Annotated in this window: 20 protein-coding genes; 10 read left to right on the top strand and 10 right to left on the bottom strand. The window is 68.5% G+C overall.

Features of this window, described 5'->3' with window-relative positions:
- Window positions 1-29: 29 nt before the first annotated feature.
- On the top strand, window positions 30-518 hold the full coding sequence (locus tag VXD91_RS00925) for a MarR family transcriptional regulator (protein WP_318985322.1): 489 nt from the start codon (window positions 30-32) through the stop codon (window positions 516-518).
- Window position 519: 1 nt separating this feature from the next.
- On the opposite strand, the gene VXD91_RS00920 is transcribed toward VXD91_RS00925, so the two are convergent.
- The 4 genes from VXD91_RS00920 to hemW form a co-directional block, all read right to left on the bottom strand.
- The gene (locus tag VXD91_RS00920) at window positions 520-1,863 is read right to left on the bottom strand and encodes a salicylate synthase (RefSeq protein WP_318985323.1); all 1,344 of its coding nucleotides are present in this window, start codon (window positions 1,861-1,863) and stop codon (window positions 520-522) included.
- A 52-nt stretch (window positions 1,864-1,915) separates the two neighbouring features.
- Window positions 1,916-3,670 (bottom strand): ABC transporter ATP-binding protein, encoded by a 1,755-nt coding sequence (locus tag VXD91_RS00915; RefSeq protein WP_346414479.1) that lies wholly within the window; start codon window positions 3,668-3,670, stop codon window positions 1,916-1,918.
- A gap of 2 nt (window positions 3,671-3,672) precedes the next feature.
- Window positions 3,673-5,475, bottom strand: coding sequence for an ABC transporter ATP-binding protein (locus VXD91_RS00910; RefSeq protein WP_346414401.1), 1,803 nt, complete (start codon window positions 5,473-5,475; stop codon window positions 3,673-3,675).
- Between the two features lie 82 nt (window positions 5,476-5,557).
- On the bottom strand, window positions 5,558-6,700 hold the full coding sequence (hemW, locus tag VXD91_RS00905) for a radical SAM family heme chaperone HemW (RefSeq protein WP_346414400.1): 1,143 nt from the start codon (window positions 6,698-6,700) through the stop codon (window positions 5,558-5,560).
- A gap of 319 nt (window positions 6,701-7,019) precedes the next feature.
- On the opposite strand from hemW, the gene VXD91_RS00900 reads away from it, so the two are divergent.
- From VXD91_RS00900 to epsC, 6 genes are all read left to right on the top strand, one after another.
- Window positions 7,020-8,684, top strand: a complete 1,665-nt coding sequence (locus VXD91_RS00900) for a nitrite/sulfite reductase (protein ID WP_212812264.1) — start codon at window positions 7,020-7,022, stop codon at window positions 8,682-8,684.
- Window positions 8,685-8,692: 8 nt separating this feature from the next.
- On the top strand, window positions 8,693-9,394 hold the full coding sequence (locus VXD91_RS00895) for a phosphoadenylyl-sulfate reductase (protein WP_318985326.1): 702 nt from the start codon (window positions 8,693-8,695) through the stop codon (window positions 9,392-9,394).
- A gap of 7 nt (window positions 9,395-9,401) precedes the next feature.
- Complete coding sequence (locus VXD91_RS00890; RefSeq protein ID WP_318985343.1) at window positions 9,402-10,133, top strand: sirohydrochlorin chelatase; 732 nt, start codon at window positions 9,402-9,404, stop codon at window positions 10,131-10,133.
- Between the two features lie 296 nt (window positions 10,134-10,429).
- Window positions 10,430-12,346 carry a potassium transporter Kup gene (locus VXD91_RS00885; RefSeq protein WP_318985327.1) on the top strand — a complete coding sequence of 639 codons (1,917 nt, stop codon included), beginning with the start codon at window positions 10,430-10,432 and terminating at the stop codon, window positions 12,344-12,346.
- 150 nt (window positions 12,347-12,496) lie between these two features.
- On the top strand, window positions 12,497-13,432 hold the full coding sequence (cysK, locus tag VXD91_RS00880) for a cysteine synthase A (RefSeq protein ID WP_318985328.1): 936 nt from the start codon (window positions 12,497-12,499) through the stop codon (window positions 13,430-13,432).
- Window positions 13,433-13,467: 35 nt separating this feature from the next.
- Window positions 13,468-14,064 (top strand): serine O-acetyltransferase EpsC, encoded by a 597-nt coding sequence (epsC, locus tag VXD91_RS00875; RefSeq protein ID WP_318985329.1) that lies wholly within the window; start codon window positions 13,468-13,470, stop codon window positions 14,062-14,064.
- A gap of 87 nt (window positions 14,065-14,151) precedes the next feature.
- On the opposite strand, the gene VXD91_RS00870 is transcribed toward epsC, so the two are convergent.
- The 5 genes from VXD91_RS00870 to VXD91_RS00850 form a co-directional block, all read right to left on the bottom strand.
- On the bottom strand, window positions 14,152-15,213 hold the full coding sequence (locus VXD91_RS00870) for a sulfate ABC transporter ATP-binding protein (RefSeq protein ID WP_318985330.1): 1,062 nt from the start codon (window positions 15,211-15,213) through the stop codon (window positions 14,152-14,154).
- 23 nt (window positions 15,214-15,236) lie between these two features.
- Window positions 15,237-16,049, bottom strand: a complete 813-nt coding sequence (gene cysW / locus VXD91_RS00865) for a sulfate ABC transporter permease subunit CysW (protein WP_318985331.1) — start codon at window positions 16,047-16,049, stop codon at window positions 15,237-15,239.
- Window positions 16,046-16,930, bottom strand: coding sequence for a sulfate ABC transporter permease subunit CysT (gene cysT, locus VXD91_RS00860; RefSeq protein WP_346414399.1), 885 nt, complete (start codon window positions 16,928-16,930; stop codon window positions 16,046-16,048). The genes cysW and cysT overlap by 4 nt, the downstream gene beginning before the upstream one ends.
- Window positions 16,927-17,967 (bottom strand): sulfate ABC transporter substrate-binding protein, encoded by a 1,041-nt coding sequence (locus VXD91_RS00855; RefSeq protein ID WP_346414398.1) that lies wholly within the window; start codon window positions 17,965-17,967, stop codon window positions 16,927-16,929. The genes cysT and VXD91_RS00855 overlap by 4 nt, the downstream gene beginning before the upstream one ends.
- A gap of 333 nt (window positions 17,968-18,300) precedes the next feature.
- Window positions 18,301-18,495, bottom strand: coding sequence for a hypothetical protein (locus tag VXD91_RS00850; protein ID WP_346414397.1), 195 nt, complete (start codon window positions 18,493-18,495; stop codon window positions 18,301-18,303).
- A 112-nt stretch (window positions 18,496-18,607) separates the two neighbouring features.
- Here VXD91_RS00850 and VXD91_RS00845 point away from each other — a divergent pair, with 112 nt between their 5' ends.
- On the top strand, window positions 18,608-20,641 hold the full coding sequence (locus VXD91_RS00845; protein WP_346414396.1) for a glycoside hydrolase family 15 protein: 2,034 nt from the start codon (window positions 18,608-18,610) through the stop codon (window positions 20,639-20,641).
- A 61-nt stretch (window positions 20,642-20,702) separates the two neighbouring features.
- On the opposite strand, the gene VXD91_RS00840 is transcribed toward VXD91_RS00845, so the two are convergent.
- Entirely contained in the window at window positions 20,703-21,941 is a 1,239-nt protein-coding gene (locus tag VXD91_RS00840; protein ID WP_346414395.1) for a thioester domain-containing protein, read from the bottom strand.
- Between the two features lie 327 nt (window positions 21,942-22,268).
- Here VXD91_RS00840 and VXD91_RS00835 point away from each other — a divergent pair, with 327 nt between their 5' ends.
- Both VXD91_RS00835 and VXD91_RS00830 read left to right on the top strand, forming a co-directional pair.
- Entirely contained in the window at window positions 22,269-23,192 is a 924-nt protein-coding gene (locus VXD91_RS00835; protein ID WP_346414394.1) for a family 2A encapsulin nanocompartment shell protein, read from the top strand.
- Window positions 23,179-24,993, top strand: a complete 1,815-nt coding sequence (locus VXD91_RS00830) for a family 2A encapsulin nanocompartment cargo protein cysteine desulfurase (protein ID WP_346414393.1) — start codon at window positions 23,179-23,181, stop codon at window positions 24,991-24,993. Before VXD91_RS00835 ends, VXD91_RS00830 begins: the two co-directional genes overlap by 14 nt.
- Window positions 24,994-25,050 lie beyond the last annotated feature (57 nt).

Raw genomic sequence — 25,050 nt, 5'->3', positions numbered from 1 at the left:
TTATCTCTACCCCACGAGGAGGAACCGCGGTGTCCGCCCAACCGAGAACCGCCGCCGAGCCGTCGGTCGACACCATCGCCGACGCTCTCGTGACCGCATCGCGCCTGCTCCTGGACATCACGGCCCGCTCCGTTGCGGTCGTCGACGACATGCTGACAATCCCCCAGCTGCGGGTCCTGGCGATCCTGGCGGCACACGGCACGAGCAACCTGACGACACTTGCCGGTCAGCTCGACGTACAGCCCTCGACGATCGGCCGGATGACCGAGCGCCTGGTCACGGCCGGTCTGATCGACCGGCACCCGAACCCCGGTTCCCGCCGCGAGATCGTCGTGGAGCTGACCCGCCGGGGACGCGCCGTCGTGGACACCGTGACCGCCCGCCGCCGTGCCGAGATCGCCCGGATCGTCGAGGTCATGCCGGCCCGTGAGCGCATGGGGTTGGTCCGCGCGCTCCACGCGTTCACCGACGCCGGCGGCGAACCGCCCGCCGACGCCCCGGCCGGCCTGGACTTCTAGCTCAGGCGCGGGGCACCAGATACGGGGCCAGCGTCGTCAGCTTCTCGCAGGTCTCCTCGAACTCGCGTTCCGGCGTCGACTCGGCGATGATCCCGGCGCCGGCGCGCAGCCAGGTCCGGCCGTCGGCCTCGTAGGCCGAGCGCAGCGTCAACGCGGCGTCCATACCGCCGTCGGCGCTGAACATCACGACCGCGCCGGAGTACAGACCACGCGGCGACTCGTCGAGCCGCATGATGGCGTCGACGCTCTCGGCCTTGGGAATGCCCGAGGCCGTCACCGCCGGGAACAGCGCCTCCAGCGCATGCATCCGGTTCATATGTTCCGACAGCTCGCCGGACACCGTCGAGCCCAGGTGCTGCACGCTGCCGCGCTCCCGCACCGTCATGAAGTCGCTGACGACCGTGGTGCCGGGCTTGGCCACCTCGGCGATCTCCTCCTGCGAGCTGCGGACCGAAATCGCATGCTCGACAATCTCTTTCGAGTTCGATTCCAGGTCGGCGCGGGCAGCGCGGTCGTGATCCACGCCGCGGCCGAAGGCGCGGGTGCCGGCCAGCGGCTCGGTGACCACGGTGCCGTCGGCCCGCACCGCGGCGACGAGCTCCGGACTGAAGCCCAGCGCGCGAATTCCGCCCAGCCGCAACAGGAATGACCGCACCGGGGTGTTGTTCGCCCGGCCCACCCGGTACGTCGCCGGGAAGTCGACCGCGAACGGCACCTCGAACCGGCGCGACAGGATGACCTTCTGGTAGTCGCCCGCCACAATCTCGGCGACGGCGGCGGCAACCCGCGACGGGTAGTCACTGCCGTCGACGCTCACGTCGACGGCGCGGGTGGCCCCGGCCGCCGGAATACCCGACTGCAGCAGCCGATTCAGCGTCTCGACCACCACGTCCCCGTCGCCCGACACGCACACCTCGCCGTCGGCGACGACCACCTGCGTCTGCGCGCTGAAGACCCGCGCCAGCGGGGTCCCCGCAGGCAGTCGCTGTGCCAGCCCGAAGCGGTAGGTGCCGAATTCGAAAGCGACCCAACCGAAAAGCCGGTCCGTCTCCAGGAGCAGCCGGTCGACGGCGTCGCCCAGCACCTCACCGGGCCGGCCGCTCCACGCCTGGCGGGCGACTGCGCCGCCGGCGTCGACGATCCGCAATTCGTCGCTGTCGAATTCGATGGCGGTGCGCACTCCGATGGCCAGCACCCACTCGCCCGAGTGCTCGTAGCCGACATAGTCGGCGCCGGAGCGCTCCGGAAGTTCGGCTGCCAGTTGCGCGATCAGATCGGCCGGGACGACGTCGGCGGGCAAAGCAATGCGCGTCACCGACGCCGCGTCTATAGCTTCAGCAGTCACGAAAGTTAATTTAGCCTAACCTCACCCAAAAAACACTGCCCGCCCCTGTGATTCAGGACCCAGCGCCGGCTTTCGCCTCCCGCGTCGCGACGGTCCACCCACTGGCCGACGTCCGCTGCGCCCAGAAGTCGGCGTAGCGGCCACCGCGCGCCATCAGCTGGTCATGCGTGCCAATGTCGTCCACCGTGCCGCGATCGGACAGCACGACGATGTTGTCGGCGGCCGTGACCGTCGACAGCTTGTGCGCGATCACGATGACGGTGCTGCGGTCCGCCAGTTCGCGGATGGACGCGGCGACGTGGCGTTCGTTCTCGGGGTCCAGCGCGCTGGTGGCCTCGTCGAACAGCACCACCGGCGCGTTTTTCAGCAATGCCCGCGCGATCGAGACGCGCTGGCGTTCACCGCCGGACAGCGCCGAACCTCCCTCGCCGACCCGCGTCTGCCAACCGGCCGGCAGCCGGTCCACGACGGACTGCAGGCCGGCGGTGCGGGCCGCTTCCCGGATGTCGTCGTCGGACGCGGCCGGGGCCCCGATCCGCACGTTCTCCCAGAGCGTGTCGTCGAACAGGTACACGTCCTGGAACACCAGGGACAGCTGGGCCATCAGCTCCGCGGTGGTCTGGTCCCGGACATCGACGCCACCGACGCGGACCACGCCGGCGTCGACGTCGTAGAAGCGCGCCAGCAGCCGCGTGATGGTGGTCTTGCCCGAGCCCGACGGGCCGACCAGCGCCGTCATGGTGCCCGGCGCCGCGACGAAGCTGACGTCCTCGAGCACGCGGCGCCCCGGATAACTGAAGGCGACGCCGTCCAGTTCGACCTGTCCGGGCATCGAGACCGATTGCGGTGCAGCCGGTTCCGGGAGCGCCGGGGTGTCGAGCACCGACGTGATCCGATCCAGTTCGGCACCGGCCATCCGCATCGCGGAGCCGTATTCGGCCAGTTCCGACAGCGGCGAGGTGAAGCGCGCCGCCAGCCCGAGGATGGCCACCAGCGTCACCGGGTTGATCGCACCGCCGACGGCCAGCCAGACGCCCACTGTGATGAGTCCGCCGAGCACCGCCTGCACGCCGACGCCGCTCAGCATCATGCCCGCCACCGAGGCCCACAGCGCCCGTTTGCCGACCCGCTCTTGCTCGGCCAGCGCCCCGGTCAGCGGATCGAATTCGGCCCCGGTCCGCCCGAACGCGCGCAGCACCGGCTGGCAGCGCGCGAATTCGATGACACGGGAGTTCACCTCGATCTCGGCGGCATGCGTGCGCGCCTCGGCCGACGCGATCAACGCCGCGGACGCCCGGGTGGCCAGGATCAGGACCACGCCACCCGCCAGGGCCGCGACGCCGATCCGCCAGTCGAAGACGAACAGCCCGACCACGACGGTCAGTGCGCTGGTGGTGTTGACCACCAGCGGCGTCACCAGGTGCGCGCTGCTCGTGCCGACGAAAGTCGTACCCTTGACCGCGATCTGGGATACCTGGCCGACCCGCTCGCGGGTGAACCAGCCCAGCGGCAGGGTCACCATGTGGTCGCCGAGCCGGTGGTGCAGCAGCCGCATCGTGGTCAGGGCCATCCGCATCGACTGCGCGGCCTGCACGTAGTGCGCGACGGCGCTGAGCAGCACCACCACCGCCAGGACGACGAGCCAGCGACCCGCCGCACCGAAGTCACCGTCGAACAACGCCAGCGAGATCGGCACCAGCAGCGTCATCGAAAGACCGTGCAGCAGGCCGTAACCGACGGCCCAGGCCAGGAAGCTGTACATCCGCCCGCGCTCGGGGCCGAGGATCCGCAGGAACCCGTTGATCATCGTCATCGCGCCGCCTCCAAGTCACCGGTGGCCGTGTAGGTCTGCCACATGCGCGCGAAAACCCCTTCCGCAGCGAGCAATTCGTCGTACCGCCCCTGTTCGGCGATGCGCCCCTCCCGCAGGACGACGATGTTGTCGGCGCCGACGATCGACCCCAGCCGGTGGGCGATCACCAGCACGGTGCGGCCCTCGATCAGGGTCGACAGCGCGGCCTGGATCTGCGCCTCGGAGTCGGGGTCGGCGAAGGCCGTGGCCTCGTCGAGCACGAGGATCGGGGTGTCGGCGAGCAGCGCGCGGGCGATGCTGATGCGCTGCGCCTCGCCACCGGAGAAGTGCGCGTCCTCGCCGACCACCGAGTCATACCCCTTGGGCAGTGCCAGGATCCGGTCGTGGATGTGCGCGGCGCGCGCCGCCTGCCGCACCTCCTCGTCGTCGGCACCGGCGCGGCCCAGCCGGATGTTGTCGGCCACGCTCATGCCCAGCAGCTGCACGTCCTGCAGGACGAAACCGACGTGCCGGTACAGCACCGCGGGGTCGATCTGACGGACGTCCACGCCGCCGATGCGCACCTCGCCACCGGTGACGTCGTGAAAGCGCGGGACGAGCGTCGCGAGCGTCGACTTGCCGCTGCCCGACGGGCCGACCAACGCGGTGATGCTGCCGGCGGGCAGATCGAGCGAGATGTCGTGCAGCACCGTGTTGGTGCCGTCGTACGAGAATTCGACGCCCGAGAAGCTGACCGAATTATCTTGCGGCACTTGCGGGTTCTGGTCGATCGGCAACTCGGGGGCGGTCAGCAGCGCCGTCAGCCGGCCGGCCGCGGCGACGGCCTGGCGGCTCGCGGCGGCGGAGTACCCGACGGCCAGCACGGCGGTGGGGATGGTGACGGCGACGAGCGTCGACCCCAGCACCTCGATGGGCGTCACCCAGCCGCTGCGGATGAACCACAGCCCGCCGGCGAGGTTCACCAGCAGCACCACCGGTGCCTCGACGAACACCGACGACACCGCGCGCAGCCGCACCATGGGCCCCACGAATCCGGCGAAGCCGTCGTTGAACTCGTCAGCAGCGTCGGCAAATCGCTTGTGCGCCTTGCCGGTTTCCCCGAAGGTCTTGACGACCGAGACCCCGGCGATGAACTCGACGATGGTCGCGCTGATCTGGGCGATGCCCTCGTTCATCTGGGCCATGCGGGCCATCGCGCCGCGCATCAGGACGCTGTAGACGACGAGGTAGATCGGAATGGTGCCGATGGCCAGCAGCCCCAGCCGCCAGTCCAGGTACCAGCAGTACGCCAGGCCGAATGCCGGTGTGGCGAGCGCGCCGGTCTTCTCGACCGCGGCGTGGGCCACCAGGTGGTGCAGCTCGCCGACGTCGTGCTGGACGGCCTTGCGCACCTCGCCGGAGGACGTCGCATCGAACCAGCCCAGCGGCAGCCGTCCCAGCGCGGTCACCAACCGGCGGCGCAGCTCGCCCTGCAACTGGACGTCGGCGTGGTGGGTGAGCGTCAGCGCCAGGCCGCCGGCCAGGGTGCGCAGGCCGAGGCCGCCGCCGATGAAGACCGCGACGATCGTCCACACCCGGGCCGCCTCGATCGGGCCACCCGCCAGCAGATACCGGCCCAGCTCGACGATGCCGATGAACGGCACCACCGTCGCGGCCGCCGCGATCAGCTGCAGCAACTGCGCGAGCGCGGTGCGCCCACGCACCGGGGCCAGCAGCTCCTTGAGCGCCGCGCGGTCCTGCGCGGCCGCGAGCTTCGCCTGTTTGAGCTGCGCACGCGGCGACGGTTCTGCGTCGGTCATCGGAATACCCACTCCACCCGTAGACTAAGGTTTGCCTAACCATAGCGACTGGCTGTGGGATGCGAGAACCCGCCCGCTGGGTTCAGTCCAGGACCGTGCGCACCACGGCGTCGGCCAGCAGCCGGCCGGACTCCGTCAGCACCAGACGGTCGTCGGTGACCGCCACGAGGCCGTCGGCCACCGCGCCCTCGGCCCGGTCCCGCTCGGCCGCGGTGAGCACGGCGACCGGCAGACCGCTGCGCAGCCGCAACCGCAACATGACGTCCTCGACGTGCCGGGTGGCGTCGTCCAGCTCCTCGAAGTCCGCGACCGGCAGTCTGCCCGCGGCGAGGGCCTCGGCATAAGCGTTGGGGTGCTTGACATTCCACCAGCGCCGGGCGCCGACGAAACCGTGCGCACCCGGCCCGGCGCCCCACCACTGGCCGCCGTCCCAGTAGCCGAGGTTGTGCCGGCACTCGCCGCCCGGACGGCTCCAGTTCGACACCTCGTACCAGTCCAGCCCGGCCTGGCTCAGGTGCGTATCCAGCAGCTCGTAGCGGGTCGCGAGCACGTCGTCGTCGGGTGCCGGGATCTCGCCGCGCCGCACCTTGCGGGCCAGCGCGGTGCCGTCCTCGACGATCAGCGCGTACGCCGAGACGTGGTCGACACCGGCCTCGATGGCCGCATCCGCGGACCGGCGCAGATCGTCGTCGGACTCCCCCGGCGTCCCGTAGATGAGGTCGAGGTTGACGTGCGCGAACCCGGCCGCCAGCGCCTCCCGCGCCGCCGCCGGGGCGCGGCCGGCCGAGTGGGTGCGGTCGAGTGCCGCCAGCACGTGCGGCGCCGTCGACTGCATGCCGAGGGAAACCCGCGTGTAGCCGGCGTCCAGCAACTCGGCGAAGAACTCGGGCGACGTCGACTCCGGGTTGGACTCGGTCGTCACCTCGGCGCCGGGGCCGAGGTGGAAATTGTCCCGCACCGCGTCGAGCACGGCCCGCAGGCCGGAGCCACCCAGCAGCGACGGGGTGCCGCCGCCGACGAACACCGTGTCGACCGGCAGGTCGACCTGGGCGGCGGCCATCGCCAGCTCGGTGCGCAGCGCCGTCAGCCAGCCCTCGGGGCTGGCTCCGCCCAGCTCACTGGCGGTGTAGGTGTTGAAGTCGCAGTAGCCGCAGCGGGTTGCGCAGAACGGGACGTGGATATAGATGCCGAACGGCCCGGTAGCGCTGGTATGGGCGTCGGTCATGGCAACCAGTGTCCCACCGCGGCGAGCGAGGTTTTGCTCGCGATGATTCCGAACCTGGCCCGGTTAGGCCGAATGTCCTGTTCGTGGCAGAATGGCCGGGTGTCCGCCAGCCTCAACCGCGCCCTCGGTTCCGCATTGGTAATGCGGCGGCATGTCGACTTCAAGCGCGTATGCAGCTGTTGCTGTCTGCCTTGATGCTGCCTTGATGCCCTAGTTCTGACCACCAGAATCTTTCAGCCGGCACAGGATCGGCAGTGCCGGACAGCCCCCCGGTGTACGCGTGATCCAACGCCAGCTCTTGCGCGAAGGAAACCACCCAGTGACAACAGCAAAACCCGCCAAGACCCGCGACGAAGGCCAGTGGGCGCTGGGCAACCGTGAACCGCTGAACCCCAACGAGGTGTTCAAGCAGGAGGACGACGCCCTCAACGTGCGGCAGCGCATCATCGACGTCCACTCCAAGCAGGGCTTCGAGTCGATCAGCAAGGACGATCTGCGCGGACGCTACCGCTGGATGGGTCTGTACACGCAGCGCGAGCAGGGCTACGACGGCACCTACACCGGCGACGACAACGCCGACCTTCTCGAGGCGCCCTACTTCATGATGCGGGTGCGCTGCGACGGCGGCGCCCTGACCAGCGCCGCGCTGCGGACCATCGGCGAAATCTCGGTCGAGTTCGCCCGCGACAGCGCCGACATCACCGACCGCGAGAACATCCAGTACCACTGGATCCGCGTCGAGGACGTGCCGGAGATCTGGCGTCGCCTCGAATCGGTCGGTCTGCAGACGACCGAGGCGTGCGGCGACTGCCCGCGCGTCGTGCTCGGTGGCCCACTGTCCGGTGAGTCCCTCACCGAGGTGCTCGACCCGAGCTGGGCCGTCGACGAGATCGTGCGCCGCTACGTCGGCAACCCGGAGTTCTCGAACCTGCCGCGCAAGTACAAGACCGCCATCTCGGGTCTGCAGGACGTCGCGCACGAGATCAACGACATCGCCTTCATCGGCGTCAACCACCCCGAGCACGGCCCCGGCCTGGACGTCTGGGTCGGCGGCGGCCTGTCCACCAACCCGATGCTGGCCCAGCGCCTCGGCGCGTGGGTGCCGCTGGCGGAGGTGCCCGAAGTCTGGGAGGGCATCACCAAGGTCTTCCGCGACTACGGCTACCGCCGTCTGCGCTCCAAGGCCCGCCTTAAGTTCCTGATCAAGGACTGGGGCGTGGAGAAGTTCCGCGAAGTTCTCGAGACCGAATACCTCGGCCGCAAGCTCATCGACGGCCCGGCGCCCGAGCAGGTGCCGCACACCATCGACCACGTCGGCGTGCAGAAGCTGAAGAACGGCCTGAACGCCGTCGGTGTCGCGGCCATCGCCGGCCGCTCGTCGGGCACCATCCTGACCAAGGTCGCCGACCTGGCCGAGGCCGCCGGCTCCGACCGGATCCGCCTCACCCCGTACCAGAAGCTGATCATCCTCGACGTGCCCGACGACAAGGTCGAGGAACTGATCGCCGGCCTGGACGCGCTTGGCCTGCAGACCCGGCCGTCGCACTGGCGCAAGAACCTGATGGCCTGCACCGGTATCGAGTACTGCAAGCTGTCGTTCGCCGAGACCCGGGTCCGGGCGCAGTCGCTGGTGCCCGAGCTCGAGCAGCGGCTCGCCGACCTGAACTCGCAGCTCGACGTGCCGGTCACGATCAATCTCAACGGCTGCCCGAACTCGTGCGCCCGTATCCAGATCGCCGACATCGGCTTCAAGGGCCAGATGATCGACGACGGCAACGGTCCCGAGGAGGGCTTCCAGGTGCACCTGGGCGGCAGCCTGGGCCTGGACAGCGGTTTCGGGCGCAAGCTGCGTCAGCACAAGGTGCTGGCCACCGAGCTCGGTGACTACATCGACCGTGTCGTGCGCAACTTCGTGAAACAACGCGAGGCCGGAGAGCGTTTTGCCCAGTGGGCCGTTCGGGCCGACGAAGCTGACTTGAGGTGACCGCTGACATGACAGACGTATCGGAAACTGACCTACGGGAACTCGCCGAGCGCGGCGCTGCCGAACTGGCCGACGCCGGCGCCGAGGAACTGCTGCGCTGGGTCGACGAGAACTTCGCCGGCCGGTATGTCGTGGCGTCCAACATGCAGGACGCTGTGCTCGTCGAGATGGCCGCGAAGGTCCGTCCCGGCGTCGATGTCCTGTTCCTGGACACCGGCTACCACTTCGCCGAGACCATCGGCACCCGGGACGCCGTCGAGGCCGTCTACGGCGTGCACGTGGTGAACGTGACGCCCGAGCACACCGTCGCCGAGCAGGACCAGCTTCTCGGCAAGGACCTGTTCGCGCGTGATGCGGCGCAGTGCTGCAACCTGCGCAAGGTGCAGCCGCTGTCCAAGGCACTCAAGGGCTACTCGGCGTGGGTGACGGGCATCCGCCGTGTCGAGGCGCCGACGCGCGCCAACGCGCCGCTGATCAGTTTCGACGAGGCGTTCGGTCTGGTGAAGATCAACCCCATCGCCGCGTGGAGCGATGACGACATGCAGGCGTACATCGAAGCCAACGGCATTCTGGTGAATCCGCTTGTGGACGAGGGCTATCCGTCCATCGGCTGCGCACCGTGCACCCAGAAGCCGGCCGAGGGCGCCGATCCCCGCAGTGGTCGCTGGGCCGGTCTGGCCAAGACCGAGTGCGGTCTGCACGCGTCCTGAGTTCGCCCTGGGCGAGCGCAGCGACGGGAAGGAACCCGTGCAACTGATCCTCACCGCGCACGGCAGTGCCGATCCGCGGTCTGCGGCGAACGCCCGTGAGGTGGCCCGCACCGTGGCCGCCCTACGGCGCGACGTCGACGTCAAAGTGGCGTTCTGCGAACAGAATTCGCCGAATCTGCGGGACGTGCTGGCCGACTCCCCAGCCGACGGCGTCGTGGTGCCACTGCTGCTGGCCGACGCCTATCACGCGCGCGTCGACATCCCCGCGATGATCGCCGACGCCGGTCCGGCGGTCCGGCAAGCGGCCGTGCTCGGCGAGGACGATCGGCTGATCCACGTGCTGAGCCAGCGGCTGACGCACTGCGGGGTGTCCCGGCTGGACTCGAGCGTCGGCGTCCTGGTGACGGCTGTCGGGTCGTCGTCGGCGGCCGCCAACGCACGCACCGCCACCGTGGCCCCCGGGCTCGCCGCGGGCACCCACTGGCACGCCACGACGGCGTTCGCCACCGGCCCGCACGCCAACCTGGCCCGAGCCGCCGAGCTGTTGCGGGATCAGGGTGCGACGCGTCTGGTCATCGCGCCCTGGTTCCTGGCCCACGGCACGATCACCGATCGCGTCGCCGAATTCGCTGCGGCACAACACCTCGCCATGGCCCAGCCGCTGGGCGCACACCGGCTCGTCGCCGAGACCGTACTGGACCGCTTCGACGAGGTCGCCGCGATTCCACGCGCCGCGTAACTCGTCTGAATCCCGGCAAGACCGCGGCCGGCGCCGTATGGATTGCGTATAGATCGTGGAATTGCACCGACGGCGCCGGTTGACTCGGCCTCATGCGAATTTTCGGGATCGCCGATGTCTGAGCTGCTGCAACTGCTGTCGATGATGGCGCTGCCGGCGACGGTGCTGCTGGTGTGCCGACGCGTCAACCGGCGCAACCCGCCGTCGGGCGCAGTCCGAACCTGACAACACTGCACGGCTACGTCGCCTACGATCCGGACGGTTGGTCAACGATCCGGACGAAGGAGACGCCGCGCGTGGGCACACACCCCGACACCGGTCGGAAGGGGCTGGGAGCGGGCCTGGCCATCAGCGCACTGGGCGTCGTGTTCGGCGACATCGGCACCAGCCCGATCTACACGATGCAGACGCTGTTCAACCCCGATGACCCGCATCCGGTGCCGATCAGCCACGACAACATCTATGGCGTCGTCTCCCTGGTGTTCTGGTCGGTGATGCTGATCGTCACCATCACCTACGTCAGCTTGGTGATGCGCGCCGACAACGACGGCGAGGGCGGCGTCATGGCGCTGATCACCCTGGTGAAGCAGTCGTCGAACAAGCTCGGCAGGCGCACCGCGGCCTTCCTCGCCGCGCTCGGAATCCTCGGTGCCGCACTGTTTTTCGGCGACTCGATGATCACCCCGGCCATCTCGGTGCTGTCGGCCGTCGAAGGCTCGAAAACCATCGACCCGGGCCTTGCGGACTGGGTGGTGCCCATCACCGCGGTGATCATCATCGCGTTGTTCAGCGTGCAGCACCGCGGCACCGCGGTCGTCGGCAAGTTCTTCGGTCCGGTGATGATCGTGTGGTTCACGGTGATCGGCGCCTGCGGCGTCGGCGGCATCATCAGGGAGCCCGAGATCCTGCGCGCCCTGAATCCGCTGTACGCGCTGGGCTTCATGGCCGGGCATTTCCACATCGCGTTCTTCGCGCTGGCCGCCGTGGTGCTGTCGGTGACGGGCGCCGAGGCCCTGTACGCCGACATGGGGCATTTCGGCCGCAAACCGATCACCGTCGCCTGGCTGCTGCTGGTGTTCCCGGCCTGCATGTTGAGCTACTTCGGGCAAGGCGCGCTGCTGCTGCAGAACCCGAACGTCCACGATGCCCCGTTCTTCCTGCTGACGCCCGAATGGGGCCGGCTGCCGATGGTCCTGCTCGCCACCGCGGCAACCGTGATCGCGTCGCAAGCCGTCATCACCGGGGCGTTCTCCGTCGCCGCCCAGGCCGCACACCTCGGTTATCTGCCGCGGCTGCGGATCCTGCACACGTCGGCGTCCACGATGGGCCAGATCTACGTGCCGTGGATCAACAGCATGCTCCTGATCGCGGTGCTGACCCTGGTCTTCGCCTTCCGCAGCTCCGCGGCGCTGGGCTACGCGTACGGCATGGCGGTCACCGGGACCATGACCATCACCACGCTGCTGTTCCTCAACATCGCCCGTGCCAGGTGGAACTGGCCCCTGTGGTCCGTGATCACGATCGGGGTCCCGCTGCTCACCGTGGACCTGTTGTTCCTCGCCGCCAACCTCACCAAGCTGGTCCACGGCGCCTGGCTGCCATTGCTGATCGGGTTGATCGCGTTCACGGTGATGACGACGTGGCAGGACGGCCGCGCGGTGGTGACGCGGGCCCGTGACGCGGTCGAAGGCCCGCTGCGGCAGTTCGTGGAATCGATCGTCACCAGCGATCCGCCGTTGACGCGGGTGCCGGGCACCGCGGTGTTCCTCAACCGCGGCATCGAGACCGCACCGCTGGCCATGCGCGCCAACGTGAAGTACAACCGCATGCTGCACGAGCACGTCGTGGTGCTGTCGCTCGAGACCGCGACGGTGCCGAGGGTCGCCGACGGCGCCCGCTTGGCGGTCGACGATCTGGGCTACCGCGACGACGGCATCATCCACGTCACGGCCACCTACGGATACATGGACCGGCCCGACGTGCCCGCCGCGCTGGCGCTGCTCGACTCGGCTCGCACCGAAGGTCCACTGGATCTGGCCGGTGCGACCTACTTCCTGTCCAAAGTCGATCTGGTGATGGGCAAGGAACCATCGATGGCCCCATGGCGGACAAGGCTTTTCATCGGCACGTCCTACATCACGTCAGATGCCGCGGCCTACTTCCGGCTGCCCCTCGACCGCACGGTGATCCTGGGCTCCCGCATCGAGGTGTGAAATACCCACCCCGGGCTCGCGCGTTGTCGCAAACAGATAGATTTTGTGATGAATGAAACCCTTGACGGGACACCTGCCATTCAGCAGATTCGGCAGGTGCCTGCGCGGGCACCACAATTTCACCAAGCTAGCGCCGACGAGAGGTCACCGATGGGCAAGATCTACGCCAATGTCACCGAATTGGTCGGGCGCACGCCGCTGGTCCGGCTCAACCGGTTGACCGATGGCGCCGGCGCGCAGGTCGTCGCGAAGCTGGAGTTCTACAACCCGGCGAACAGCGTGAAGGACCGCATCGGTGTGGCGATCGTCGACGCCGCCGAGCAGTCCGGTGAACTCAAGCCCGGTGGCACCATCGTGGAGGCCACGAGCGGCAACACGGGCATCGCGCTGGCGCTGGTGGGTGCGGCCCGTGGCTACAAGGTCATCCTGACCATGCCGGAGACGATGTCCCTCGAACGACGCGTGATGCTGCGCGCGTATGGCGCCGAGATCGTGCTGACCCCGGGTGCCGAAGGCATGGCCGGCGCTGTCGCCAAGGCCAAGCAGATTCTCGCCGAGACCCCGAACTCCGTCGCTGCCGATCAGTTCGCCAACCCGGCCAACCCGGCGATCCACGAGAAGACCACGGCCGAGGAGGTCTGGGCCGACACCGACGGTGCGGTCGACATCTTCGTCGCAGGTATCGGCACGGGCGGCACCCTCACGGGCGTCGGGCACGTCCTCAAGTCCCGCAAGCCCGATGTGAAGATCGTCGGCGTCGAACCGGTCGACTCCCCCATCCTCACCGGCGGCCAGGCCGGGCCGCACAAAATTCAGGGCATCGGCGCCAACTTCATCCCCGAGGTGCTGGACCGCGACGTGTACGACGAGATCATCGACGTCTCCTTCCCGGACGCCATCGAGGTGGCGCGGCAGCTGGGCACCCAGGAGGGCATCCTCGGCGGCATCTCGGCGGGCGCCAACGTGTGGGCGGCCCTGCAGCTCGCCAAGCGTCCCGAGAACGACGGCAAGCTCATCGTGGTGGTCATCCCCGACTTCGGCGAGCGGTACGTCTCCACGGCGCTGTACGAGCACATCCGGGACTGACCGGGGCGAGCGAAGCGACGGGAAAAGAAACAAAAATGACGCTGTTCGCCGGGGCTCTTTCGACCCTCCGCGAGGACCTGGACAACGCGCGCAGCCACGACCCGGCGGGACGCGGGGACTTCGAGAACGCCCTGGTGTACTCCGGCCTGCACGCCATCTGGTCGCACCGCCTGGCCCACCGGCTGTGGGCCCGGCCGGCCGGGCGTGGGCCGGCCCGCGTGCTGGCTCAGGTGACGCGGTTCCTCACCGGCATCGAGATTCACCCGGGTGCGACCATCGGGCGGCGGTTCTTCATCGACCACGGCATGGGCGTGGTGATCGGCGAGACCACCGAGATCGGCGACGACGTCATGGTCTACCACGGCGTGACCCTCGGCGGCCGCAGCCTCAACAAGGGCAAGCGCCACCCGACAATCGGCAACCGCGTGACCGTCGGCGCCGGCGCCAAGGTGCTCGGCCCCATCCTCGTCGGCGACGACTCGGCCATCGGCGCGAATGCCGTTGTGACACACGATGTTCCGGCGGACTCCATCGCCACCGGCATTCCAGCGATCGTGCGCCCGCGCACCGAGAAACAGCGCGAACCCGCCGTCGACCCGACAACCTACATCGACCCCGCGATGTACATCTGACGCACCCGGCCACCGGGTCAACACGCAAAACACTGCGGCCGCGCAACCAGTCTGGTTGCGCGGCCGCAGTGCGTGATCCCTGGTGGCTCAGGCCCCGGCGAGGACCGCCTCGACTTCTTGCGTCTGCCCCGCGATCGGCGGGATGCGGGTGGCCCGGACGTACACGGTGTCGCCCTCGATGAGCTGCAACGCCTCGGCGTCACCGCGCGTGATCTGGGCCGTGAACGGCGTGTGGTCCGCTGCGGTCGTCAGCTCGACGCGAACCTCGAAGCCGAGGACGACGACGCGGTCGACCTTGGCGCGGAGTACGCCGGTGGCCGCGACGTCGTCGTCGGCCTGCGAGATCGCCATGTCGGGGTTGCGGCCCACGCGGATGTCGTGCGGGCGCACCAGCGTGCCGTTGATGGTCGACACGGCGCCGAGGAACGACATCACGAACGGGTTGGCCGGGCTGTCGTAGACCTCGGTCGGGGACCCGACCTGCTCGATGCGGCCCTTGTTCAGCACCGCGATCCGGTCGGCGACGTCGAGCGCCTCGGCCTGGTCGTGCGTGACGAGCACCGTGGTCACGTGCACCTCGTCGTGCAGACGGCGCAGCCAGCTGCGCAGGTCGTCACGCACCTTGGCGTCGAGGGCGCCGAACGGCTCGTCGAGCAGCAGCACCTGGGGATCGACCGCGAGGGCCCGGGCCAGCGCCATGCGCTGACGCTGGCCGCCCGACAACTGGCTGGGGTAGCGCGTCTGGAAGCCGCTGAGGCCCACGACCTCGAGCAGGCTGTCGACCTTCTCCTGGATCTCCGCCTTCGGCTTCTTGCGGATCTTCAGGCCGAACGCGACGTTCTCGCGCACGGTCAGGTGCTTGAACGCCGCGTAGTGCTGGAAGACGAACCCGATGCCGCGGCGCTGCGGCGGCACCCCGGTGACGTCGTTGCCCTTGATGGTGATGGTGCCGGTGTCCGGGGTGTCGAGGCCGGCGATGGCCCGCAACAGCGTGGACTTGCCCGACCCACTGGGGCCCAGCAGCGCGGTCAGCGAGCCCTCGGGCACGTCGAAGTCGACGTTGTCGAGGGCCGCGAAGTCGCCGTACCGCTTGTTGGCACCACGCACCGTGATGGCGGGAGTGCTGCCCTGCTTCTGCTCGTCACTCATGATCGGTTCTTCCTATCGAAAAGCTATTGTGCCGCCCGGACACGCCGGGCGTCGAGGATTACCTGCACGATCAGCACGATCACCGCGACCGCCATCAACAGAGTCGACACGGCATAGGCGCCGTATTCGGCGCCGCGGCTGTACCGGTCCGAGACCAGCAGGGTGAGGGTCTGGGACTGGCCGGGCAGATTGGAGGACACCATGATGACGGCGCCGTACTCCCCCAGCGTGCGGGCGACGGTCAGCACGATGCCGTAGGTCAGGCCCCAGCGGATGGACGGCAGCGTGATACGCCAGAACGTCTGCCACCACTGCGCGCCGAGGGTGGAGGCCGCCTCTTCCTGGTCGGTGCCCAGTTCATGCAGCACCGGTTCGACCTCGCGGATCACGAACGGAACCGTGACGAAGATGCTGGCGAGCACGATGCCGGGGAAGCCGAAGATGATCTTGAGGCCCCAGCTGTTCTCGACGAAGCCGAGCAGGCCGGCCGAGCCCCACAGCAGGATCAGGGCCACACCGACGACGACGGGCGACACCGCGAACGGCAGGTCGATCACCGCTTGCAGCACGCTCTTGCCGCGGAACCGGTTGCGGGCCAACACGAGTGCGGTCGGGACGCCGAACAGCACGTTGAGCGGCACCACGATGGCGACGACGAGCAGCGACAGCTGCAGCGCGGAAATGGCTGCCGGCGTGGTGATCTGGGCGAAGAACTCCCCCAGGCCGGGCTGGAACGTGCGCCACAGGATCAGGCCGACGGGCACGATGACGAGCACGGTGATGTAGGCCAGCGCCACGTACCGGGCCAGGTAGCGGACCAGTGGCGAGAGAGTCATGGCGCCAGCTCCTCACGCTTGGCCGCCCGCGATCCGATGACCCGCAACACGAACAGCACCAGGAACGAAATCACCAGCAGCACAATCGAGATCGCGGCCGCGCCGGTACGGTCGTCGTTCTCGATCAGGGTGCGGATCCACTGCGACGACACCTCGGTCTCGCCAGGCACCGCGCCGCCGATCAGCACCACCGAACCGAATTCACCGATGGCGCGGGAGAAGGCCAGGCCGGCTCCCGACAGCAGGGACGGCAGTAGCGCCGGCAGTACGACCTTGGTGAAGATGACGAAGTTGTTGGCGCCGAGCGACGCGGCGGCCTCTTCGGTCTCCTGGTCGAGTTCGAGCAGCACCGGCTGCACCGACCGCACCACGAACGGCAGCGTGACGAACAGCAGCGCGACGCCGATGCCCCACTTGGTGTGCTGCAGATGCAGATTCACCGGGCTGGCCGGACCGTACAGCGCCAGCATCACGAGGCTGGCCACGATGGTCGGCAGCGCGAACGGCAGGTCGATGACGGCGTCCACCAGTCGCTTGCCGACGAAGTCGTCCCGGGTCAGCACCCACGCCACCAACAGCCCGAAGACCAGGTTGATGAGCGCGACGGCCGCCGAGACCTCGAGCGTCACGCGAAACGACGCGATGGCCGAATTCGATGTGACCGCGGACCAGAAGTAACCCCAGCCGCCGCGAGCGGATTGGACCAGGATCGCGGCGAGCGGCAGCAGCACGATGACGGAGAGCCAGATGCTCGCCGCCCCCACGCGCAACGACGTGGTGCCGAATGCGTGCCGTACGCCGGACCCCGGCCCGGTCGAGCCACCGTTGCTGGTGGACTCGGGCCGGGCCGGGGTGCCGTCAAACGTGGTTGCGGATGTCATCCAGTGGCCTGCTTGTAGATCTTGGTGATGCTGCCGTTCTCCTTGTCGAACAACGCGGGATCGACGGTCTTCCATCCACCGAGGTCAGCGATGGTCCACAGCTTCTCCGGGGTCGGGAAGTCCTTGGCGAACTCGGCGGTCACGGCCGGATCGACCGGACGGAACCCGGCCTGCGCCCACAGCTTCTGTCCATCCGCGGTGTAGAGGAAGTTCTTCAGCGCGTTGGCCTTGTCCTGGTGCGGACCCGACGTCACGACCGCCACCGGGTTCTCGATCTTGAAGGTCTGTGCCGGGTTGACGTGCTCGACGTCCTTGCCCTGGCGCTCGACGTTGATGGCCTCGTTCTCGTAGCTGATCAGCACGTCACCGGTGCCGTGCAGGAACAGGTCGGTGGCTTCGCGGCCCGAGCCCGGACGGGTCTTGACGTGCTCGACGACCAGCTGCCGCACGAAGTCGATGCCGGCCTGGGCGTCCTTGCCACCGTTGCTCTTCGCGGCGTACGGGGCCAGCAGGTTCCACTTGGCCGAACCCGAGCTCAGCGGGCTGGGCGTGACGACCTCGATGCCCGGCTTGAGCAGGTCGTCCCAGTCCTTGATGCCCTTGGGGTTGCCCTTGCGCACCACCAGCGACACCACCGAACCGAACGGGATGCCCTTGGTGGCGTCGGCGTTCCAGTCCTTGCTGACCTTGCCGGCCTTCACCAGGCGGGTGACGTCGGGCTCCACCGAGAAGTTGACGATGTCGGCGGGAGCGCCGGACTCGACCTTGCGCGACTGGTCGCCCGAGGCGCCGTACGACGTGGTCACGGCGACGCCCTTGCCCTCCGGGGTGGCGGCGAACGCCGGGATGATCTTGCTCCAGCCGGGCTCCGGCACGGCGTAGGCCACCAGGGTGAGGGTGGTGTTGGCACCCGACTGTGCACCGCCACCACCGGCGGTGTCACTCGCGCCGCCACCGCAAGCGGCGAGCACCGTGGTGCTGGCCACGACGGCAGCGACCGCGGTGGCGGGCCGCCAGTTCTTGATGATCTTGTGCATTGATGAACCTTCCTTGCTGGTTTACGGATGGATTACCCGTCACACGGCAAGGGTGATTGATCAGCACGTGGGCATAGCAGAAGCCGACGCCGATCCCAGAAACCGCGGACGGAAACGGGTCAGCGACAACAGGCGACGTCAGCAACAGCGCGGGTACCCACGGCAATGAGAGCCAGGATGTGGCCCTCGGTTGTGCCGGACGCTGCGTGCATGGCGGGAAGAATATCAGAGGTCGGCTGGTAGCAACTGCTCAGCGAGTCAACAGCCACGTGACGATGACCAGCACCACCAGCAGGACCAGGATCAGCGTCACCCGCGACTGCGGCAGTCCGTTCACAGTGCGTCCTCCTCGACGTGGCGGGCCCGGTGCAGCAGGGTGATGGAGTAGCCCAGCGCCACGTCGAGCAGCACTGCCAGGCCATATGCGAGGCCCAGCACCACGGGCATCACGATGATCGTCTGCACCACGAACGACAGTCCGGACAGCCACAGCTCGACGCCGTCCCACCAATTCAGAATGCCGTTCATCGATTCCCACCCTACGGTGTGCGCCCTTTCGAATCGCGTTGGGCCGAACCCGGCAGGCCCCCGCGAGGGCGTTCGGTGGACGCCAACCGCAGATGCAGTCGATGATGTGCGAATGGTGCTGCCACAAACGGACAAGTCGGGCCAATCCAGCGACCCAGGCCACATCCTGGCGAACGGCCACGGGATTCCCCACCTCGCCGCCGCGGGCGATGATCTGACGGGCGGTGCGATCTCCACGGCGGTCCGCACGCCGTTCCCGCCCATCGCGGATTACGCCTTCCTGTCCGACTGCGAGAACACCTGCCTGATCTCGTCTGCGGGCTCCGTGGAGTGGATGTGTGTGCCCCGTCCGGACTCCCCCAGCGTCTTCGGTTCGATCCTGGACCGCGGTGCCGGCCACTTCCGCTTGGCGCCCTACGGCGTGACGGTGCCGTCGGCGCGGCGGTACCTGCCGGGCTCGTTGATCCTGGAGACCACGTGGCAGACGCACACGGGCTGGGCCATCGTGCGCGACGCCCTGGTGATGGGACCGTGGCACGACATCGAAACCCGTTCCCGCACACACCGTCGCACCCCGATGGACTGGGACGCCGAGCACATCCTGCTGCGCACCGTCCGCTGTGTTAGCGGCACCGTCGAGTTCGTCATGAGCTGTGAGCCGTCGTTCGACTACCACCGCGAGAGCGCGACGTGGGAGTACTCGGCCGCGGCCTACGGCGAGGCGATCGCGCGCGCCGGCAAGAACCCCGAGGCGCACCCGACGCTGCGGCTCACCACCAACCTGCGGATCGGCCTGGAGGGCCACGAGGCGCGGGCCCGGACCCGGCTCACCGAGGGCGACAAGGTTTTCGTGGCGCTCTCGTGGTCCAAGCACCCGGCGCCGCAGACCTTCGACGAGGCCTCGGACAAGATGTGGAAGACCAGCGAGGCGTGGCGGCAATGGATCAACGTCGGCGACTTCCCCGACCACCCGTGGCGGTCGTACCTGCAGCGCAGCGCGCTGACGCTCAAGGGCCTGACGTACTCCCCGACCGGCGCCCTGCTGGCCGCGAGCACCACCTCGCTGCCGGAAACGCCGCACGGCGAACGGAACTGGGACTACCGGTACTCGTGGATCCGGGACTCCACGTTCGCGCTGTGGGGCCTGTACACCCTGGGTCTGGACCGCGAGGCCGACGACTTCTTCTCGTTCATCGCCGACGTGTGCGGCGCCAACAACGGTGAGCGCCATCCCCTTCAGGTGATGTACGGCGTCGGCGGCGAACGCAGCCTCGTCGAAGAGGAACTGCATCACCTGTCCGGCTACGACTACTCGCGGCCGGTCCGGATCGGCAACGGCGCCTACAACCAGATGCAGCACGACATCTGGGGCACCATGCTCGACTCGGTGTACCTGCACGCCAAATCCCGCGAGCAGATTCCCGAGATGCTCTGGCCGGTGCTGAAAAACCAAGTGGAAGAAGCGATCAAGCACTGGAAGGAACCCGACCGCGGCATCTGGGAGGTGCGCGGCGAACCACAGCACTTCACCTCCAGCAAGATCATGTGCTGGGTGGCGTTGGATCGCGGGTCGAAACTCGCTGAGCTGCAAGGGGAAAAGTCCTACGCGCAGCAGTGGCGCGCCATCGCCGACGAGATCAAGGCCGACGTCCTGGCCCACGGTGTCGACAAGCGCGGTGTGCTGACGCAGCGGTACGGCGACGACGCCCTCGATGCCTCACTGCTGCTGGCGATCCTCACCCGGTTCCTGCCGGCCGACGATCCCCGGGTGCGCGCGACGGTGATGGCCATCGCCGAAGAGCTCACCGAGGAAGGTCTGGTGCTGCGCTACCGCACTGAGGAGACCGACGACGGATTGTCCGGTGAGGAAGGCACTTTCACCATCTGCTCGTTCTGGCTGGTGTCGGCGCTGGTCGAGATCGGCGAGGTGAGCCGGGCCCGGCACCTGTGCGAGAAACTGCTGTCGTTCGCCAGCCCGCTGCACCTGTACGCCGAGGAGATCGAGCCGCGCACCGGCCGGCACCTGGGCAACTTCCCGCAGGCGTTCACCCACCTGGCGCTGATCAACGCCGTCGTGCACGTCATCCGCGCCGAAGAGGAAGCCGACAGCAGCGGGGTGTTCCAGCCCGCCAACGCCCCGATGTAACCAGTGATTTGTGCACGATTTTCCGCGGTGGCCGCGGAAAATCGTGCACAAATCCCACGGGTCAGAAGGTGAGCTCGAAGTCGATGACGGTCGGCGTCGGCACCGCGAGGGCGACGGGCGTCAGGCTGCTGTCGTGCGCCACCCCGGTGATGACGCGGCCGCCGAAACCGTTCTGTGCCGCAGGCACACTCGCCGTGACGGTCACCCGACGGGCGCCGGACAGCGGACGCAGGTAGATGTCGCTGCCGGGGACCACGGGGGCCGTGATCGGCTCGCCCGCCGCGTCGACGAGCGTTCCGCCGACGGCGGTCAGCGCGGCCGCGTCGGTGGCTTCGAACCGGAACGGACCGACGACGTCGGCCACCACCGCGCGGTCGGCGATGAGTCGGGGCACCACCGTCAGGCTCCGGGCTGCCTCGGCCCCGGCTACGAGGTGGTTGTACAGCGCGACAACACGTTCGGCGTTGCGGTAGTTGCCGGATCCGTCGAGGGTGAAGCTCACGTCTTCGATGTCGACGAATGCCCCGCTGTCGGCGAGCACCTGCAGCCGGTAGAAGCGGTACCCGCGGTGCTGGCGGCCCGGGCGGCTGTCCGAGGCGGTGGCCCCGACGCCGATGCCCCGGCGGTGGCGCCCGTAGCCCGCCGCGACGTTGAGCCCCGACGCGGCGACGTCGCGCCATGTCGTCCCGTCGACCGATTTCTGCAGCACCAGCGAGACGGCGGCGTCACTCGTCAGTTCGACCGTGTAGCTGCCCAATTGGGGCTCGCCGTCGAACTCGAAGGTGATGGCATCCGGCTCCCGCGTGACCGCGACCGGCACGTTGAGGGGACGGTTGTCCAGGCGCAGGCCGTTGGTGAAATGCCAGATCGCAGCCTGCGTCGCGGCGATGGCCTCGTGCTCGGCCAGGTGCGCGTCACCGCTGAGGTGGCCGGCTCCGCGTACCCGCCGGCTCAACTCGACGGTGCCCAGCGTGGGGTACGAGTTGCGGATGATCCAGTCCACCTCGGCCTCGAAGGCGCGCGCCGCCACGTTGGGGACCGCCGACCAGTTCGCGGGCCGGTACTGCGACGGCCGGGTGGGGGCCACGCCGAGGAAGTCCAGCGAGTACGCGTCGATGTTCGGGTTCAGCCGGATCAGGTCGGTGCGCGCGGTCGTCCCGTCGGCGAACACCACGGTGTCGACGGTCGGCGAGTACGTGCCACCGCGGTAGCGGGTCATCCGGGTGATCTCGGCGTCGCGGCGCACGGTCCGGCGGACCGCGACGGAGGTACCGGTGGGGGCGAGCAGAGAGGAGGGCATTGCTGTGTTGCTTTCTGGAGGCTGTGAACAGCGCGTTTAGGTGCTCCGCCAGAAGATGGGCGGGCTGAACGCGAAAGGGCCGGCGTCAGAAAATCAACAACAACAACACGGCACGACGAAGCAGCGCCGCATGGGCATGCGCAGCGATCCGTCGTGGGTCATGCCGCCTACCATACGGCACCCGCACAGAAAAGCCACGGCCGAATTCATCACAGCGGTCCGAGGTCGGACGGGTTTCAACCACGATGCGCGCTAACCCTGTGCAGACCCCCGCGAAGCCGTATCGTGGCCGCCGCATCCCCACCACGACCCGTCGGAGGTAGCCCCATGACGTCTGCGCAGAACGAGTCGCAGGCCCTCGGCGATCTCGCCGCAAGGCAGCTTGCCAATGCCACCAAGACAGTTCCGCAACTGTCGACCATCACCCCGCGCTTCCTGCTGCACCTGCTGAGCTGGGTACCGGTCGAGGCGGGCATCTACCGCGTCAACCGCGTGGTCAACCCCGAGCAGGTCGCCATCCACGCCGAGCAGGGCTCGGGCAACGAGGATCCGCTGCCCGAGACCTACGTCGACTACGAGACGAGCCCGCGCGAATACACACTGCGGTCCATCTCGACGCTGCTCGACATCCACACCCGGGTCTCCGACCTCTACTCCAGCCCCCACGACCAGGTCGCCCAGCAGTTGCGGCTGACCATCGAGACCATCAAGGAGCGCCAGGAGTCCGAGCTGATCAACAACCCCGAGTACGGGTTGCTGTCGCAGGTCACCCCGGAGCAGACCATCCAGACCCTGCGCGGGACCCCGACCCCGGACGACCTCGACTCGCTGATCACCAAGGTGTGGAAGACCCCCGCGTTCTTCCTGACCAACCCGCTCGGGGTGGCGGCGTTCGGCCGGGAGGCCACCCGTCGCGGCGTGCCGCCACCAGTGGTCAGCCTGTTCGGCGCGCAGTTCATCACCTGGCGCGGCATCCCGATCATCCCGTCGGACAAGGTGCCGGTCGTGGACGGGAAGACCAAGTTCGTCCTGGTCCGCACCGGCGAGGAGCGGCAGGGCGTGGTCGGCCTGTTCCAGCCGGGACTGGTCGGCGAGCAGGCCCCGGGCCTGTCGGTGCGCTTCACCGGCATCAACCGGTCGGCGATCGCGTCGTACCTGGTCACCCTGTACTCGTCGCTGGCGGTGCTCACCGACGATGCGCTGGCGGTCCTGGAGGACGTCGGGGTGGACCACTTCCATGAGTACAAGTGATCTGGGACCAGGGCCGGACCAGCCGCTGAGTGACAGCGACCTGTCGGCGCTGGCCAGCCACCTGTTCGCGACCAGTTTCCGGCCCGGTCCGGACAGCCCGCCGGTGACCACTCAGGTGGCACCGCGCGGGGTGGCGCCCGACGTCACCGCTCCGGCATCCGCCGGCGCCACTGCGGCCGGCCTGGCCCATCAGGGCACTGCGGGCGAACTCGTGTCGGTGCCCGAGCTGTTCGCGCCGGCCCCGACTTCGCCTGGGCCGGAAGGCATTCCACCGGGCACCGCGCCGGTGGCGCCGCGCGGCAACGCGGCGAGCCCGCTTGCTCCCGTCGGTGGGTTGGAAGCGTTCGCGGTGCCGACGGGTCTGGTCCCGACGGTGCCGGGGGTGTTGGCGGGGACGCCGAGCGCTCCCGTCGCGCCCCGTGGATCGGCTCCGACGTGGCCCGGGACGGTTCCGTCCGTTCCGAATCTCGGGTGGTCCGGTGCCCCGGCACCGTCCGAGGATGCCGGGAGTTACTACTTCCTGCAGTCGCCGACGGAATCCGTTGCTGCCGAACCGGTTCCGGTGGTGCCCGACGATCACGAGGTCTTCGATGTCCACGCGATCAGAGCCGATTTCCCGATCCTCAAGGAGACGGTCAACGGCAAGCCGCTGATCTGGTTCGACAACGCGGCCACGACGCAGAAACCGCAGTCGGTCATCGACCGACTGTCGTACTTCTACGCCCACGAGAACTCGAACATCCACCGGGCCGCCCATGAGCTGGCGGCGCGAGCCACGGATGCCTACGAGGACGCCCGCGAAGCGGTGCGGCGGTTCATCGGCGCGTCGAAGACCGAGGAGATCATCTTCGTCCGCGGCACCACCGAGGCCATCAACCTGGTGGCCTACTCGTGGGGTGGCAAGCACCTGGGACCGGGTGACGAGATCGTCATCACCCACCTGGAGCACCACGCCAATATCGTTCCGTGGCAACTGATCGCGCAGCAGACGGGCGCGGTCATCAAGGTCGCCCCGGTCGACGACGCCGGCAACCTGCTGCTCGGCGAGTTCGAGGACCTGTTGGGGCCGCGGACCAAACTGGTTGCGGCCACGCAGGTTTCGAATGCGCTGGGTACCGTGACGCCGGTCGAGACCATCGTCGAACTGGGCCACCGCTACGGCGCCCGGGTGCTCATCGACGGGGCGCAGTCCGTCCCGCACATCCCGATCGACGTGGCCGGACTCGGTGCGGACTTCTTCGTGTTCTCCGGGCACAAGCTCTACGGGCCGACGGGCATCGGCGTGCTGTACGGGCGCGAGGACGTACTGGCCGAAACCCCGCCGTGGCAGGGCGGCGGCAACATGATCGCCGACGTGACGCTGGAACGCTCGGTGTTCCAGGGACCACCGAACAAGTTCGAGGCAGGGACCGGCAACATCGCCGATGCCGTCGGGCTGGGCGAGGCCATCCGGTACGTGGAACGCATTGGTATCGAACGGATTGCGGCCTACGAACACGCTCTCCTGGAGTACGCCACGCCGCTGTTGGCGGCCATTCCGGGAGTACGCCTCGTGGGCACGGCCGACGAGAAGGCCAGCGTGCTGTCCTTCGTGTTGGCCGGGCACGAACCACTCGAAGTCGGCAAGGCACTCAACGCCGAAGGCATCGCGGTGCGGGCCGGGCATCACTGTGCCCAGCCCATCCTGCGGCGCCTGGGACTCGAGGCGACGGTGCGTCCGTCGTTCGCGTTCTACAACACGTTCGAGGAGATCGACGTGTTCATCGACGCCGTCCGCCGGATCGCCGAGGGCAGTCCGTAACGGCCCCTTCGCGCGCTGGCGCCTCTTGCCGAGGAGTCGTGAAGACCCCAATTTCGT

The organism is Mycobacterium sp. SM3041 (assembly GCF_039668335.1).
In the GTDB taxonomy this organism is placed as follows: domain Bacteria; phylum Actinomycetota; class Actinomycetes; order Mycobacteriales; family Mycobacteriaceae; genus Mycobacterium.
The sequence above is the reverse complement of the archived record's forward strand: the minus strand, read 5'-3'. Positions and strand labels throughout refer to the sequence as shown.